At 64.0% G+C, this 16018-nt stretch carries 16 protein-coding genes and 2 tRNA genes; 7 read left to right on the forward strand and 11 right to left on the reverse strand.

The genetic code is table 11. The annotated features are described in order from the left end of the window. Positions 1–17: 17 nt before the first annotated feature. Both LDH74_RS04025 and LDH74_RS04030 read right to left on the reverse strand, forming a co-directional pair. Positions 18–2282 (reverse strand): PAS domain S-box protein, encoded by a 2265-nt coding sequence (locus LDH74_RS04025; protein ID WP_226041251.1) that lies wholly within the window; start codon positions 2280–2282, stop codon positions 18–20. Positions 2283–2790: 508 nt separating this feature from the next. Further along, positions 2791–2862, reverse strand: a tRNA-Ala gene (locus LDH74_RS04030). A 409-nt stretch (positions 2863–3271) separates the two neighbouring features. Between LDH74_RS04030 and LDH74_RS04035 the strand changes: the two genes are divergently transcribed. The 4 genes from LDH74_RS04035 (at position 3272) to LDH74_RS04050 (ending at position 5630) form a co-directional block, all read left to right on the forward strand. Beyond that, complete coding sequence (locus tag LDH74_RS04035; RefSeq protein WP_226041252.1) at positions 3272–3469, forward strand: hypothetical protein; 198 nt, start codon at positions 3272–3274, stop codon at positions 3467–3469. 319 nt (positions 3470–3788) lie between these two features. Next, entirely contained in the window at positions 3789–4496 is a 708-nt protein-coding gene (locus LDH74_RS04040; protein ID WP_226041253.1) for a class I SAM-dependent methyltransferase, read from the forward strand. Between the two features lie 106 nt (positions 4497–4602). After that, positions 4603–4673: transfer RNA gene (locus LDH74_RS04045), tRNA-Gly, on the forward strand. Positions 4674–4907: 234 nt separating this feature from the next. Next, positions 4908–5630, forward strand: a complete 723-nt coding sequence (locus LDH74_RS04050) for a hypothetical protein (RefSeq protein WP_345778548.1) — start codon at positions 4908–4910, stop codon at positions 5628–5630. 70 nt (positions 5631–5700) lie between these two features. Here the strand turns inward: LDH74_RS04050 and LDH74_RS04055 are convergent, their stop codons facing one another. From LDH74_RS04055 to LDH74_RS04065, 3 genes are read right to left on the reverse strand one after another with little or no spacing between them, the layout of a single operon-like run. Continuing rightward, positions 5701–6171, reverse strand: a complete 471-nt coding sequence (locus tag LDH74_RS04055) for a low molecular weight phosphatase family protein (RefSeq protein ID WP_226041255.1) — start codon at positions 6169–6171, stop codon at positions 5701–5703. Between the two features lie 12 nt (positions 6172–6183). Next, positions 6184–7344, reverse strand: a complete 1161-nt coding sequence (arsB, locus tag LDH74_RS04060) for an ACR3 family arsenite efflux transporter (RefSeq protein WP_226041256.1) — start codon at positions 7342–7344, stop codon at positions 6184–6186. Then, a complete protein-coding gene (locus LDH74_RS04065; protein ID WP_226041257.1) occupies positions 7337–7738 on the reverse strand; it encodes a metalloregulator ArsR/SmtB family transcription factor in 402 nt (133 codons plus the stop codon). The genes arsB and LDH74_RS04065 overlap by 8 nt, the downstream gene beginning before the upstream one ends. A gap of 229 nt (positions 7739–7967) precedes the next feature. On the opposite strand from LDH74_RS04065, the gene LDH74_RS04070 reads away from it, so the two are divergent. After that, on the forward strand, positions 7968–8309 hold the full coding sequence (locus tag LDH74_RS04070; RefSeq protein ID WP_226041258.1) for an arsenic metallochaperone ArsD family protein: 342 nt from the start codon (positions 7968–7970) through the stop codon (positions 8307–8309). Positions 8310–8662: 353 nt separating this feature from the next. On the opposite strand, the gene LDH74_RS04075 is transcribed toward LDH74_RS04070, so the two are convergent. Continuing rightward, positions 8663–8914 carry a hypothetical protein gene (locus LDH74_RS04075; RefSeq protein WP_226041259.1) on the reverse strand — a complete coding sequence of 84 codons (252 nt, stop codon included), beginning with the start codon at positions 8912–8914 and terminating at the stop codon, positions 8663–8665. Positions 8915–9023: 109 nt separating this feature from the next. Between LDH74_RS04075 and LDH74_RS04080 the strand changes: the two genes are divergently transcribed. Beyond that, a complete protein-coding gene (locus LDH74_RS04080; protein WP_226041260.1) occupies positions 9024–10271 on the forward strand; it encodes a sulfatase-like hydrolase/transferase in 1248 nt (415 codons plus the stop codon). Positions 10272–10325: 54 nt separating this feature from the next. Here LDH74_RS04080 and LDH74_RS04085 read toward each other — a convergent pair whose 3' ends face one another. The 3 genes from LDH74_RS04085 to LDH74_RS04095 all read right to left on the reverse strand — a co-directional run bounded on the left by LDH74_RS04085 (position 10326) and on the right by LDH74_RS04095 (position 13027). Then, a complete protein-coding gene (locus LDH74_RS04085) occupies positions 10326–11096 on the reverse strand; it encodes an ABC transporter permease (RefSeq protein ID WP_226041261.1) in 771 nt (256 codons plus the stop codon). After that, the gene (locus LDH74_RS04090; protein ID WP_226041262.1) at positions 11093–12253 is read right to left on the reverse strand and encodes an ATP-binding cassette domain-containing protein; all 1161 of its coding nucleotides are present in this window, start codon (positions 12251–12253) and stop codon (positions 11093–11095) included. The genes LDH74_RS04085 and LDH74_RS04090 overlap by 4 nt, the downstream gene beginning before the upstream one ends. Positions 12254–12484: 231 nt before the next feature. After that, a complete protein-coding gene (locus LDH74_RS04095; RefSeq protein WP_226041263.1) occupies positions 12485–13027 on the reverse strand; it encodes a hypothetical protein in 543 nt (180 codons plus the stop codon). Between the two features lie 120 nt (positions 13028–13147). On the opposite strand from LDH74_RS04095, the gene LDH74_RS04100 reads away from it, so the two are divergent. Beyond that, positions 13148–13702 carry a GNAT family N-acetyltransferase gene (locus tag LDH74_RS04100; RefSeq protein WP_226041264.1) on the forward strand — a complete coding sequence of 185 codons (555 nt, stop codon included), beginning with the start codon at positions 13148–13150 and terminating at the stop codon, positions 13700–13702. A 16-nt stretch (positions 13703–13718) separates the two neighbouring features. Here the strand turns inward: LDH74_RS04100 and LDH74_RS04105 are convergent, their stop codons facing one another. Then, positions 13719–14576: a hypothetical protein gene (locus LDH74_RS04105; RefSeq protein WP_226041265.1), complete on the reverse strand. Its 858-nt coding sequence runs from the start codon at positions 14574–14576 to the stop codon at positions 13719–13721. 1 nt (position 14577) lies between these two features. Continuing rightward, positions 14578–15951, reverse strand: coding sequence for a PQQ-binding-like beta-propeller repeat protein (locus LDH74_RS04110; RefSeq protein WP_226041266.1), 1374 nt, complete (start codon positions 15949–15951; stop codon positions 14578–14580). Positions 15952–16018: the final 67 nt, after the last annotated feature.

Consider the following 16018-nt stretch of genomic DNA (forward strand, 5'->3'; position numbering starts at 1 on the left):
ATGCTCGTTGCGGCGGGTCAGGAATCACTGGCAGTCGGTGCCGGCAGGGTGAACGAGATCGTTGTCCCGTCACCGGACTCGGATTCGACCCAGATCTCGCCGCCGACAGACTCCCTTCGCTCGTCCGTCGAGCCCGGCCTCACGCTGTTCGGCCGGACGCCGTGGCGCTCGACGATCCGCCGACAGAGCGCGAGGCCGATCCCGGTGCCGGCGTGGTCCTGGTGAGTGTGGAGTCGCTGGAACACCTGAAACACGCGGTCGGCGTCGTCGGAATCGATACCGATCCCGTCGTCGTGAACCGAGATGACCCACTCCGTGTCGCGTTGGTCGGCCTCAACGTGAATCCGCGGTGGCTGCTCCCCGCTGTACTCGATGGCGTTATCGAGCAGGTTCTGGAACACCTGCCGGAGCTGGCTGGCATCGCCCTCGACCGTGGGCAACGACTCGATCCGAATCTCCGCGTCGCTCTCCTCGACCTGAAGGCGAAGGTCCTCGAGCACGTCGTCCAGCACCGTCTCGAGGTCGACCGGCTCGAAGGGATCACCGCTGGCTTCGATCCGCGAGTACTCGAGGAGGCCCTCGATCATCTCGCGCATCCGGTCGGCACCGTCGACCGCGAACTCGATGAACTCCCGGCCGTCGTCGTCGAGTTCGTCGGCGTACCGTCGCTCGATCAATCGGAGGTAACTCGAGACCATGCGCAGCGGCTCCTGGAGATCGTGCGAGGCGGCGTAGGCGAACTGTTCGAGGCGTTCGTTCGACGCCTCGAGCTGCTGGCGGTACTCCTTGCGCTCGGTGATGTCTCGGACGACGCCGACGCGTTTCTCCTCGCCGTCGTCGGTCCGAAGCGTCGCGAAGGTCCCTTCGGCCGGGACGGGGTCGCCGGCCGCCGTTCGAATGGTCGCCTCCATCGCCGAGTCGGACTCGTCCGTCTCGGCCGCTCGCATCGCTCGCGATTGTTGGATCGTCTCCTCGTCGACGACGAGCGAGGCGTGCTCCCCGATGAGCTCGTCGCAGTCGTAGCCCGTCAGTTCCGCGTACGCCTCGTTGACCATCGTGAACCGGCCGTCCTCGTCTTTCACGTAGATTCCGTCGTCGATCGTCTCGACGATGGTCTCGTACTTCGACAGCTCCCGCTCGCGTTCCGTGCGCTCGGTGACGTCCTGTGCCATCGCCATCCCCGCGAACACGTCCCCTCGCTCGTCGGTGATCGGCACCGCGCGAAGGGTCCAGTCGTGATCGGCGTACTCGACCTCGAGCGACCGTTCGTCGCCCTCGAGCGCCGCCTCGAACGCGGGCTCGACCCCGGCGGTATCGCCCCAGATATCGCCGACGGACCGCTCTTCGACCGCCGCCGGTTCGACGGGAATCCGGTCGAATCCCTGTCCGGCCGCCAGCGTGTACTCGAGGCCGCGGTCGAACAGCGTCACGATCCCGTTCGGGACGGACTCGGCGAGCGCGCGGTAGCGCCGTTCGGACTGCTCGAGGGCGCGCTCGTGCTCCCTGCGCTCGGTGATGTCGACCAGATAGCCCAGATAGTGCGTGATCTCGCCGCTCTCGTCGCGGACGATCTTGGTGGTGTCTTTCACCCACCGAACGTCGCCGTCGCTCGTCCGGACGCGGTAGGGGTCGTGGGTGAACCGCTCGGTCGTCTCGTCGCTGTTCGCCGCGACCTCCCCGGCGATGCGGTCGCGCTCCTCCTCGAGGAGCAACTCGGCGTAGGAGACGGCCCCGGACTCGAGTTCGGTCGGCGCGTAGCCGAGCACGTCTTCGACGTTCGCGGAGACGTACTCGACCGGCCAGCCGTCCTCGGTCGCCCACCTGAAGACGACGGCGGGCCCCTGTGCGAACATGTCGCGCTCTTCCGCGAGGCGGTTCCGGGCCCGCTCGCGCTCGGTGCTGTCGTGAACGATACCGACGGTTCCTCGCACGTCGTCCGCGTCGATCGGACTGACGCGGACTTCACAGCGAACCCCGGTTCCTGCGGCGGTCCGGACGGTGAACTCGAGCAGGTCGCTCTCGGTCGGATTCGTGAGCGAGCGCTCGAGCGCCCCAGTCTCGTTCTCGAGCAACACGGAGACGTGTTCCTCGAGTAGTTCCTCGCGTGCGTACCCCGTGAGGTCGGCGAACGCGTCGTTGACCGCGGCGAAGTGACCGTCGGCGTCGAGCCGGTAGATCCCGTCGTCGGTCGTCTCCACGAGTGTTCGGAACCCCTGGAGGGCAGCGGCATCATCGGCCGCCCCCCAGAAAGTCGCGTCCGCCGTCACCCGCTGATCGCTCATACTGGCGGAAATGATCAGCGAGTCAAATAAGTCCCCCGCACGGTCTCCTTCGAGAGATTGGTATCTCTCGGTCGCTGAAAGACGATCTCTCCTGGTCCGCTACCCCAAATACAGGCTAGTAATGCCTGAAATCGCACCCTTCTAGGAGATACTATTTGAAGATTGGTTCTCCTGGTAGATCGAATACGATCGCAATGACATTGGCAATCAGGTAGATTGGTATTCCAAATAGAATGACTATAATGGAAATTGCGATAAAGGTGGGAGTAGTGTTACCTTCTGCGGTCAGGTATATCTGTGCTGCTAAAAGATATGTAATCAACACAAGGAAAAAGTCGGTACGGACCATATATGCGTAAAAGCGTATTTTCAATTTAATTCTATCGTCGCAAAGGAAATAGATAACTACGCAACAAGCAGCTGTAAGCCTCGACTCATGGATAGTCTTCAGAACACCCTCATATAGTCGTATTCAGGAACAAGAAGGGTTGAAACACCAAAATCGCAGTGGACTCGGCGGGATTTGAACCCGCGGCCTCTCCCATGCCAAGGGAGTGATCTACCCCTGATCTACGAGCCCTCGAGCGCATCTCTCACTTTCCGACGGGAATAGATAAACCCCTCGAATTCCTCGAGACCCCGTTACAGTCCCGCATTCACACGAATCCAACTGCCTCTTTCTCGAGCGAATCCGAACCGACTCGAACACCCACCAACGCGCCGAAACACGACGCAGACCGTTTATTCCAGCAGCTATAAGTTACAGTACAAACAGTATCGAAACGGAAGCGACGGTTCCGAACGCGGGGGCGTGCGCTAAAATGCCCCGGGTGTTACAGCACCCGAAGCGTGGCTTCCAAACGGCGCGGTTTGCAAGCCATGATTCAATTCATTCTACCGAGACATAAACGTCTCGCACGACGACACCAGTACCGCCGCGATCGCCGACCCTCGAGTAACAACGCCCGAAACACGAACGGAGAGCCGCGATGACCGACCGCGACTCGAGCTCGAGCGGGCCCGAAGCCGCCGGTGACGGCGACGACGATCGAGACGAGCGCTCGAGCTTTCCGCCGTGTCCGAAGTGCGACGACGCGGTGATCACGGTGACGACTCGCGGGCCGATGGAGCATATCGCGGGTCCGTGTGGCTGTCGGCTCAGCCCCGGCCAGGTCCAGCGGCTCTGATACGGACCGTTGTAACGAGTTCTCGGAGCGACCGCAGAGACGGGCATGACCGAAACCACCACGAAAGCCCCTTTCAGTCCCACCCGCGGTGGCATCCCGAGCAGCCGATACGGGTGGGACTGAAAGGGGCTGCTGGCTCCGGGAAGACGGACGACGCAAGCACGCGACCGACGGGAGCGCGCACAGCGAGTCCCTCGACCGGAGCCAGCAGGGGCTTTCGTGGTGTTCGTAGTGGGTGGAGAATACTCACAAGAGACCGATATGCAACTCCTCGATGGGTTACGAACATTTTTTGCGGGTTCACCGACGAAAGCCGACGATGGCCGGGGATCAAGGTCGCGATCGCGATCGAACACACAGCCACGACGACGAGTGCACCCGCCGCGCCGACGTGCGCGACACCTACGACCGGATCGCGACCCACTTCGCATCCACGCGGGAGTACGCCTGGCCCGAAGTCGAGGCCTTCGTCGACGCCCACGCGACCGAGCGCGCCGGCGTCGGACTCGATCTCGGCTGCGGCAACTGCCGCCACGCCGAACTCCTCGAGCCCCGCCTCGAGTCGGTGATCGGCCTCGACGTCAGCCGCGGCTTGCTTGAGACGGGCCGGGAGCGCGCGCTCGAGCGCGGGTTCGACGTCGAGTTGGTTCAGGGGGACGCGTCGACGCTTCCGCTAGCCGACGACAGCATCGACATCGCGGTTTACGTTGCCACGCTGCACCACCTACCGACGCGGGCGGCCCGCCGGGCGAGTCTGGACGAACTCGCACGAGTGCTCGCCCCCGACGGCCGCGCGCTGGTCAGCGCGTGGTCGACCGCACACGACCGGTTCGAGGAAACCGAGGGATTCGATACGACGGTCGAGTGGACCCTTCCAGGCGGCGAGCCGGTCGATCGATTCTACCACATCTACGCCCCCGACGAGTTCGAGGCCGATCTCGACGAGAGCGACCTCGCACTACTCGAGTGGGAACTCTCGAGCGGGAACTGTTACGCGACGGTCGCAGGTGCGGAGACGGGCGACTGATCCCGTTTCGGAGATCGCTAATTTCCCACTCGGCGACGCTGATCGCCAGCGGGCGGTCACGAGGAAAAGGAAGAGCCTTAAACGTGGAACGAAAATTCGAGAATGCGCGCGGATGGTCTAGTGGTAGGACCTGAGCCTTCCAAGCTCATGGCCCGGGTTCAAATCCCGGTCCGCGCATCGCCGTTCTCCGCATCGTCAGCGTCCACTCGAGCGAAGACCGTATCAGTACAGTACGTCTCTGCCTGCGATAAGTATCCAGACCGTCAGTACTGAGGCAACGGCGCCAACGAGTCACCCACTGTCCGAGGGAGTGTGAGGAGAAAATATCGTGCCCGTAGACAGGGGGTATTTCTTCACCCCGAATGTGACGGTGAGTACATTCACCTAGTTTGAGGCACAATGACTAGTAGAATGGCTGGGACCCTAGTTCAAGCGCTTTCGTACACGATGTTGGCGGTCGTCGCTGCGCTCGTCGGGGGTATTGTGGCTATCTACCGTACGCCAGGACCACAAATGGAGAGTAACGTCCAGCACTTCGCGGCCGGCGTCGTGTTCGCCGCCGTCGCTGCCGAACTGCTCCCGGATGTCCATACACGGGCTCCGGCCGTGGTTGTCGTTGGATTTGCGATCGGTGTCGCCACCATGCTTGGCATCCATCGACTCAGTAAGTACGTCGAAAAGCGGGGTATCGGCGGAAAGATGGCGGGTGCTGCTGGCCTGCTGATCACCGTGAGTATCGACATGCTGATCGATGGCGTCCTGATCGGCGTAACGTTCCTGGCGGAGGCGGCCACGGGCGTTCTCATCGCAGTGGCACTCGCAATCGAGGTCCTCTTTCTCGGCGTTACCGGCGTCATAGCACTCCCGGAAGAGACGAGTACGCCGAAGAAACTCGCCGTCCCCGCCGGGTTCGGAATTCTACTGCTGAGCGGAGTGACCGCTGGCGTACTCGTGTTCGACGGCGTTACGGGCGCTCCGATCGCGCTCGTACTCGCGTTCGGATCTGCTGCCCTCCTGTATCTGGTGACCGAGGAACTCCTCGTCAAAGCCCAGAAGGTTCCGGAAACACCGACATCCACGACGCTGTTCTTCGTCGGATTTCTTCTCATCTTTCTCCTCGATATGTTGCACTGAGCTCCAGGAGTGTACGTACCGCTGACTCAGGTCCAGTACCGCCCACGAAGGTGGGAATAGTCGTCGCTTTCTACGCCTCTCCCGAGTAGTCGTTCGGATCGAGTACACACATTTCGTCGAACAGGTCCTTCACACGTCGTTCGATCTCGTCACGTGTCTCCCGCACTCGCTCGAGGTCCTGGCTATCCGGATCCTCGAGCGCCCAATCACGGACATCGACCGCTTCGCCAACGTCACCGACGTCGAGTGTCGAGCAGCCCATCGTAGCGACGTAGTCGCAGGAGCGCAATTCGTCGAGCGTGATCTCTCGTGGCGTCCGGTCGGAGAGGTCAAATCCCGCTTCGTCCATCACGTCGACGACTTCGTCGTGCACGTGGTCGGCCGGGTGGGTTCCTCCAGTGAGGATTTCGACGCGGTCCTCGAGACCACGTCGCTCCCGTTCCCGCTCCGCAAAGGCCGTGGACATCTGGGAGCGACCAGCGTTCTGGACGCACATGAAGGCGATGCGAATCGGATCGTCTGCTTCAGTATTGGATGACATTGTTCTTGGTGGTTAGTCGTCAGTCGTCGGCTCAGGTGCGGACGAATCGAGACTCCCGGTATCGAAGCCGCCCCAGTCGAACGTTCGCTGGAAGTACAGTGCAACGTTGACCAGCGCAAGCAAGACGGGGACTTCGATAAGCGGGCCGACGACGGTCGCGAACGCGACGCCGGAGCCGACACCGAATACCGCGACCGCAACCGCGATCGCCAGCTCGAAGTTGTTCGACGCCGCCGTGAACCCGATGGCGGTCGTCGTCGAGTAGTCCGCGCCGATACCGCGCCCCATCCCGAAGCTCACGAGGAACATCACGACGAAGTAGATCGTCAGCGGTACCGCAATCAACAGGACGTCGCCCGGCGAGGCGACGATGGCGCCCCCTTGCGTGGCGAACATCACGATCACGGTGAACAGCAGCGCGACCAGCGTTAGCGGGTCGATCTTCGGAATGAACTCATCATCGTACCAGGCTTCGCTTTTGACGCGGGTCCCAACGTAGCGGGTCAGGAAGCCGCCTGCGAACGGAATTCCAAGGAAGATGACGATTGCCTCGAACACCTGCATCGGCGTGATGTCGAACGTCGTGATCCCGGCGGCGAGTGACTCCATACCGAGCAGCGGTGGGAGGAACAGCGCGAAGAACCAGACGTACACCCCGTAGGTGATGATCTGGAAGAGACTGTTGAACGCGACCAGCCCCGTCACGTACTCGGTCGACCCTTCGGCGAGTTCGTTCCAGACCAGGACCATCGCGATACAGCGAGCCATCCCGATGAACACGAGCCCGAGGAAATATTCGGGACGCGCCGGCAGGCCGGGAACGAGCCCGCTGAAGAAGACGACCGCGAGCCCGAACATCAGCGTCGGGCCGATGAGCCAGTTCTGGATGAGACTCAACCCGAGGACGCGCCAGTTGCTGAACACGGTCCGGAGTTGCGAGTAATCGGCCTTCGCCAGTGGCGGATACATCATCGCGATGAGGCCGATCTCGACGAGATGGAAGTCCTGAATCGGTTGGGTCACCGACGGGGCGACGAAGCCGAGGCCGACCCCGAGCGCCATCGCGACGAAGATCCAGACGGTCAGGTACTTGTCCAGAAAGTCCATCGACCGCGGATCTCCACAGTCCGGACAGTCACAGTCCGGTCCGTGCTCGTGTTCGACGTTACTCATCGGTGGTTACACTGCCTTCGAGGACAGTGACGAGTGCCACCGCGCGGTTGGTCGCCCGGTACTTCTTCCAGCGGCCGTCCTTCCAGCTCTCGACGAGGCCAGCGTCGACGAGCGACGAGAGCGCGTGACTGAGCCCGCTCTCGGTCACGTCGACGACCGCGTTCAGTTCACAGACGCAGAGTTCTTCCTGCGCGGCGACGAGAACGCGGACAAGCGTGTAGCGTGTCTCGTTAGAGAGCGCCGATAAGACGTCGAGTTCGGCCGCAGCCTGTGCCGTCCCGAGTCCGGCCTCGAGCGTGGACAGTTCATCGAGTCGGCGCTCGACGTCCTCGTCGCGACACTCCCCGAGTTCGTCGTCGAGGTACCGCTGTAGTCGTTCGGTCGCTTGAGCCATCAACAGCCACTTGACTATATCATCAATTAACTATTGCGGAAGATGCCCGGAAGACATACCGATTCGCCCCCAAATAGAGAGTCTGGCGTGCAGGAGTGTGCATATTTCGCTTCGAAGTATTCGTGGACTCACCTGAGTAGACTTTCAATTGGATTGTGAGTGAACCGAAGATGGTGTGCGCTGACCACCACGCCGCTGTTAGTCAGAACGACAATCGAGGCTATCACGAATGACGGAACGTACACTGTACGAAGAGGCAATGTGCTGCTCGACGGGCGTCTGCGGTCCTGATCACGACGATGAACTCCTCGAGGTCAGCGCCGCGCTCGACCAACTGGAAGAAGCGTTCGATATCGAGGTATCGAGAGCGAACATGCAACACGATATCGACCGATTCCTCGAAACCGAGCGTATCGCCGATCTGGTCGACGAACACGGACCTTCGATTCTTCCGATTACGGTTCTCGACGACGCAGGGCTCGCTCGAACGGACGACGAACGACGAGACCGCCATAGAAGCGCTCGAGGGACTCGAAGGAGTCACGATTCCGTTCGTGGATCTATTCGGTGATCGACCCGCAGATGTCGACGTTTCGTTCTATCGGCTCGTTCCAGAGACGCTCACCGGACGCAAAGAGGCCACGACGGGGCTGTGACACAGAATAGAGCGCATACCTCCGCCTTCCCGTGAAGCGGGATCGGTCGACCGAATACTGCAACCACCATGCTGCATACGTTCTGTCTCTCTCGTGCGGAGTTTCTGCCAACTACCGTGACGATGTGGACGACGAACGGGTTCCGCTGTGAATCCCGCTCAGTCGACAGAATCGTCGATCCACGGCAGGGCCGCGAGCGAACGCGACCGTCTTCGAGCAGACTTCAACCGACTCGGCCCCGAACGGGGCCACCGGCAGTGACGAATCGCTAGCTCTCGAGGTAGCCAAGCGACTCGAGGCGCGCTTCGACTTCGTCCTGCGCTTCCGCCTCGTAGTCGTCCGTTTCGGTTTCGGCCTCAACGGTGGCCAGGACTTCTTCGACGACGAACGTCACGTACTCGGCGGCCGAGTCGAAGTCGCTTCTGGGGACTCGAGATTCGATCCGGGAGACGAGTTCCGACGGGAGTGCGATCGATTCGTGGTCGTCGCGGTCCAGCCCAACGGTCTGATTCGAAGCCATGACGCGACTATCGGAGCACGAGCTAGATTATTACCCGGCGTATAAACGGTTGAAACTGCCGAATACGACACCTGTATTAATCACCGTGGCCGAATAACGTCCCGACAGAATGGGCGATCAACGGAACGTTATCCTACTGACTGTCGACAGTCTTCGACTCGATTACTGTGGCTATGCGGACGACTCGTCGGGATCGATGCCGACCCTCGAGCGACTCGCCGACGAGGGACTCGCGTTCGAGAACGCGATCGCGACGGGGCCGGCGACCCACGAGTCGGCGACGACGTTCATGACGGGATCGCACGCCGTCGAGCGACCGGGCAGCACCGAATTAACTAAAGCGCAGATGCGGACCCACATCCAGTCGCACCTCCGCTCGCAGCGGACGATAGCCGAGCAGCTGTCGGCGGCCGGGTACGACACGGCAGGGTTCACCGCGAATCCGTGGACCTCGAGTCATTTCGGCTTTGATGCCGGTTTCGACCGCTTCGAGGACTTCATGGACGAGGACCTCTCGTCGGGGCTCATCGAGGGCGGGAAGCCGGATAACTCGATCCGCTACGCGCTCGTCCAGGCCCTCAACTGGTGGCAGGGCCAGGACATGTTCATGTCGTGGGAGACGTATTACGACGAGATGGCGTCGTGGCTCGAGAGCGCCGACGAGCCGTACTTCATGTGGTCGTTCCTGGTCGATCCACACCTCCCCTACATCCCGGGCGACGAGTATCGCTCGCGCTCGAGAGTGATGACGTATCTGGCGAACATGTGGATGTACGCCGGCCGTCCGGACTGGTTCGACGAGCGGTTCCGCGCGGCGCTCCTGGACGCGTACGAGGACACGGTTCGACACACCGACGCGTTCCTCTCGCAGTTGCTGGACGATCTCGACGAGATGGACGAGGATCCGCTGATCGTGATCCACGCGGATCACGGAGAACTGTTCGGCGAACACGGCCGATACGGCCACGGCGGGTACCCGCACGAAGACCTCGCCCGGGTCCCGCTGGTCGTCGCCAACGGGCCGACCGATACCGTGACGGAGCCGTTCTCCCTGCGCCGGCTGCCAGAACTCGTCTCGACGCTGGCGGCGGGCGGCGACTACGAGGCGCTGACGGATCCCTGGGTAGTCGCGCGGAACCGGAATCCGACCACGTGCGTTCGCGGTGCGAACTGGAAGTACGGCAGAACGCACACGGGTGAGGAGCGGCTTCGAGCGCTGCCGGGGGAAGAGCCACTGGAGAACGAGGAACTGCGCGCGATCGGCCGTCAACTGGTCGACGACTGGGAGGAGGCGAAGTCCGAGCGCGAACGGATCCTCGGGGCCGTCGACGATCTCCCGATCGCCGACAAAGTGTAGGCAACCTCGAGCGACATCGCGCATTTAATTGAGTGATAAAACAGCAGATGGCGCTCAGACCGCCTCGACGCGCTGGAACAGCGCCGCGCCGATCGCGACCATCGCGATCGACGAGACGACGAGCGCGCCGAGGTCGAACAGCACCGAAAACGACGAGGTGCCGACCAGCACCCCTCGCAGGCCGTCGACCCCGTACGTCAGCGGGTTCACGTACGCCAGATACCGCACCGAACTCGGGAGCCCCTCGAGCGGGTACAGCGCCCCGGAGAGGAAGAAAATCGGGAAGATGACGAACTGAACGATCAGACCGAACCCCTCGCTGTCGCTGAACTGGGAGGCGAGCGCGATCCCGAAGCCGACGAACGTGATCGCGAGAAGCACGAGGAAGACGGCCGCGATCGGAAGCGAGAGCAGGCTCACGGGCGCGAACCCGAGCGGAATCGAAAGTCCGAGGATCAGGAGAGCCTGCACGAGCGCCGTCGTCGACCCGCCCGCGATCCGACCGAGGACGATCGAGGTGCGACTCACGGGCGCGACGAGGATTTCCTTCAGGAAGCCGACATCCTGATCCGCCAGGATCGAGAGGCCGGCGAACGAGGCCCCGAACAGCATCGTGAAGCCGACGATTCCGGGCACGAGGTACTGCAGGTAGTCGACGTCCTCGGGAAGGCCCGGGATCGCTGCGCCCTGAAACCCGAACCCCATGAAGACGAGGAACAGCAGCGGCATCGCCAGCGAGCCGACGAGACGCGACGGCGACCGGAGGAATCGCTTCGTATCGCGCAGCCAGAGCCCGTAGATCGCCTGTCCGTCGACCAGCTTCATGGCCGCTCCTCCGTGGAAACCGCGCTCGAGCGGTCGTCTAACTCTGCACTCGAGCGGTCGTCGCCTCCCTTTCCCCCCGAGCGACCGCTCGAGTCCATCGAATCGCTCGCAGTCCCTCCGCCTGCCTCACTGCCGTCGCCGGACTCGAGCGGTTTCCCCGTCCGGCCACCGCTCGCCATCACGGTCCGATCCCCGGTGGCCGCCCCGTTCCGGTCGCTGCCCGCCGCCGAACGATCGGTCAGTTCGAGGAAGACGTTCTCCAGCGTCGGTTCGCGGAGATCGACCGAAGAGATGCGGACGCCCGCATCGTCGGCCAGTCGAACGAGGTCGGCGATCCGTGCGTCACCGTCGTCGACCGTGACCCGGACGCCGTCGTCGCTCGCGGTGTACTCGCGGCTCCACGACTGCTCCTCGAGCCGATCGAACAGCGCTGTCGGCTCGTCGTCGCTCGCGAACTCGAGGGCGACGACGTCGCCGCCGAGCGACGCTTTGAGCGCCGACGGCGAGTCCATCGAAACGATGTCGCCGTCGTCGACGATCGCCACGCGATCGCAGAGGTGGTCGGCCTCCTCGATGTAGTGGGTCGTCAGGACGATCGAGACGCCGGCCTCCGCGTTCAGTCGTTCGATGTACTCCCAGGTGTCGCGGCGGGTGCGCGCGTCGAGTCCCACGGTCGGCTCGTCGAGGAAGAGGACGGCGGGTTCGTGCAGCAACCCGCGGGCGATCTCGAGGCGGCGTTTCATCCCCCCGGAGTAAGTGCCGACGGGGTCGTCGCGCTCGGCGGAGAGCCCGACCAGTTCGAGCACCTCGTCGATTCGCTCGGCGCGTTTGGCCCGATCGAGCCCGTACAGTCGCGAGTGAAACGCGAGGTTCTCCGCGCCGGTGAGCTCCTCGTCGAGAGCGGGTTCCTGGAAGACGATGCCGAGACTGGACCGAACCGCTCCTTTCTCGGTTCGAATGTCGTGGCCGTTGACCGTCGCCGTGCCGGCACTCGGCGGGAGAAGCGTCACGAGCATGTTGATCAGCGTGGACTTGCCCGCGCCGTTCGGGCCGAGCAGTCCGAACAGTTCGCCGCGCTCGACCGCAAACGAGAGATCGTCGACCGCGGTAACGCCGCCAAATTCCTTGGTAACGCCGTCGACACGTATCGCATCCATAGCGGGTCAGCTCTACTACTGAATGGCTGGTCAGTCGATAAACAGTCATCGGTTGGGAGACTGTCAGCTGTTACAACCGGCCACACGCCGAGACGGTTACTGGGGCGACGTTCGAAGCCGGTAGCGGGTAGTAACGGTCGCGGCAGACAGTCGAAGGGGACCAGCGTGACGAGACGAAACGCACCGGTCGAGAGGAGACGACAGGCGGGGCGAGACAGCGGTGCCGTCCCGCTACAGCGGCGTCTCGGGAGTGCGATCGCGGAGATCGACGACTGCGGCGAAGACGGCTCCGAGGACGACGCCAAACAGCGCGTGCCCGAGCAGGCTGCCGGCGGCGACCGACGAGAAGGTCTGCTCGCCGACGCCGAGCGTGGACACCCAGACGGGGAGGACGATCAGCGGGAGAATCGCCCAGACCGTGAGTCCGAAGACGAGTCCGGCTCCGATCAGCCGGATGACGATTCCGGTACGAGAGAGCGCATCGGTCTCGACGTCGGTCCGGAGCACCCCGAGGATCCAGGGGCGCGTGACGAGCAGGCCGAAGAGCAGCCCGAGGACGATTCCGTGGGCGATGTGGATCCCCCAGCCGAGGGGGCCGGCAGGCTCGAGGCCGTAGATCGCGGGGATGGCGGCCTCGAGGACGCCCGGCTCAAGGAGCACCATGACGATGCCAAAGGCGATCGCGCCGATCGCACCACCGAGTGCGCCGCCGACGAACCATCCGGTGGTGCCGCCCAACCCGAACGCAGCCGTCGTGTCGGATTCGCCGCTCATCGTGGGCAGGCTATCATGAACGAGTCCAAAAGTGTTCGTCACGGTAGCTATTCGGAACACTCACCCGTCGTGGACCGTTCGAAACCGGACATTGTAGTGGGTTGCCCGCCAAGGGATCTCGTGGAGTACGAACTGCTCGGCTGGCCGCCCGACGGCCCCACACTCCGGCTCGATCACGAACGGTTCAGCTACGCCGGCAAGTTCGTCATGACGAACACGGGCAAGGCGGTAGCTCGAGCCCCCGACGGCCGGATCGTCGCAGCGGTGGCGTTCAACGAGGATCGCACCGACGCGGACACGCTGTGGCTGCGCTACGTGACCGTCGACCGAGAATTGCGCGGTGAGGGGATCGGCCCCCGCCTCTGCCGGCTGGTCCGCGATCGCGCCGTCGAACGGGGCTACGACCGGCTTCGGATCGCCGTCAACAACCCCTACGCTTACGAAGCGCTCTACCGAACCGGCTTCGCCTACACCGGCGAGACGACAGGCATCGCCGAACTGATCCTCGAGTATCCGGGCCCGAACTCGGATCCGGACGCCGACGCGGACTGGGATGAACGCGAGCGCTATCAGGCCGGTCTCGAGGAGTTCCGCGAGCGCGACCTCTCCGACGAGGAGGAGGCGTTCCTCGAGTCGCGGGAGGGCAGCGGGCCGCCGGAGACCGGCTGTGAGTGAGTGTATAGCGAGACTACTACGATCCAACCTGATACAGCGCGGCGACCGCGACGGCGTGGGCCGTCCCCGCGACGGTCGCGCTGACGACGGTCGCCAGCGCGGCCCCGACGGTCGGCGACGACGCGAGCCGCGAGACGCCGGTCAGCGCGTAGCCGACGTAGCCGAGGCCGACCAGCATCACTAGAATGGCGCCGGGACTCGCAACCGCGTAGTCGAGGCTCTCGATCGCGGCCGCGATCGGTCGTTTCCCGTCTAATACGATGAGCGCCGGAGCGACGAACAGCCAGACGAGGAACGGAGCGAGCACGAGCAGCGCCACGAGCGCGAGTCCGACGCCGGTACTGGCCCACTGGCCCGACAGGAACAGCACGCCGAACAGGACGCTATCGATGACGACGACGTACGCGACGAGCCAGGCGACCCGGTCGAGCGGCGGCATGATCCCGTCCGTGTCGGCGGCCGCCAGCCACAGGCAGCCGGCGAACGCGACCGCCGTCGCGGCGCTTATCGCGACCTGCCAGCCGACGAAGGCGACGAGAAACCGCGGTTTCATTCCGGTGAGAATCGCGGGACCCATTTCAACCGTCGGCTCGATCTGCGGGATGAACGGCAGCGAGAGCCGAACCAGACCGCCCTCGGGAAACGGCGCGAGGCCGACGGGATAGGGCGACGCGAGCCTGACGGCCGTGCTCGCAGCGCCGAGCGCACCGGCGACGGCGAACGGGACGAACAGCAGCGGCCGCCCGCGGAGCAGGGCGAGCGCGGTCGCGAGGATCGACGTGAGACCGGAACCGCTACTGGGACTCGAGACTCCCGACTCCGATGTCGTCTGGCTTCCGTTCGCCGAGTCCGAATCGGAGTCGTCAGTCGCCATCTTATCCGAGCCCGTAGAGCGTCAACGTCGTTCCGATGACGATTCGATCGCCGGCGACGACCGCCGGCGTCAGTCCGGCGCGTTCGGTCTCGCTGCCGCCGGCCGTCCCGACGGTTTCGGTGAACGTCCACAGCCGTCCGCCGTCCGCCGTCGCGAGGGCGTGAAGCCCCTTACCGCCTGGGACGAGCAGGAGGTCGCCGGCGACCGTCGGCGGCAGGCCGCCGCCCGACAGGGAGTGTCCCGGCGTATCGTCGACCGTCTCCGTCCAGCGAACGCTGCCGTCCCCGCGGTCAAGGGCCGCGACGCCGATCGGGTCCGATCCCTCGTCTGCCTCGATCGTGCCGACGTGATAGACCGTCGTCTCGTCGACGGCGAGTCCGGCGTGGGAGTCGCGCTCGAGCAGCTGAGTCCAGCTACGATTCCCCGACGACGCGTCGAGTTCGCGGATCCGAACCGCCCGTCTCGAGTTCGATTCCGTCCGTCCGACGGTGTAGACCGCCCCGTCGCGTGCCGCCATGCTGTCTCCGGCCTCGACTCGCCACTCGAGGGTCCGCCCCTCGCCGACGGTCCACTCGCGAGTGCCGTCCGCGAGGTCGAGACCGACGAGTACTGGCCCGCCGAGGACGCGCCCTTTCACGACGACGGTCCCGGTCGCGGCGTCGACGACGTGGCCGACGGGAACGAGCGAGTACTCGTCGTCGGGGTTGGCGGCCGCAATCCTGTATCGCCAGTGCTCGCTACCGTCGTCGGCCGCGACGGCCGAAACGGTTCCCCGCGGATGGAGGCTAACGACGGCCCCGTCCGCGACGACCGGTGCGCCGAGCCACGCCACTTCCGAACCGAGCCCACCCGGTGGCGCCGTACTACTGCCCTCGTCGTCGATCCACCAGCGCGCTCGGCCCTCGCCGAGTCCCGAGACGCTCTCGGGCCAGCCGTCGGGTTTGGCGGCGTAGCCGGCGATCACGTCGCCGTAGGGGACGAGCAACACGCCGTCCCGGTAAACCGTTGTTGAGGCGAACGCCATCGGACCGACGCCCCGGCCGAAGCCACCGTGGGTATCGGAAACGTCACCGTCGCCGGTCTCCGCGTCGACGACGAACAGGCCGTTGGTGTACTGGCAGTAGACGGCCCCGTTCGCGACCACCGGCGGGAGCCACCCAGACGCACTGACCGAGCGCGACCAGGCGATCTCGACGCCGTCACGGGGAAGATCGGCGTCCGGGACGAACCGCGTCCGACCCGGATCGCGGCCGTACATTCGCCAGTCGGCCTCGGTTGCGGCCGGCGTCCGGTCGGCGCCGAGACAGCCCGCGCCGAGCAGCGTTCCCACTCCGGCGAGCACCGTCCGGCGACGCGATCTCGGAACGCGATTCATCGAATACGTTAGTAGACACTCATTTCAGTATCGGAATAAATGCTTCGTGTCGCCGTCGAACGACCCG

Source organism: Natrinema sp. DC36 (genome assembly GCF_020405225.1).
Classification (GTDB): Archaea; Halobacteriota; Halobacteria; order Halobacteriales; family Natrialbaceae; genus Natrinema.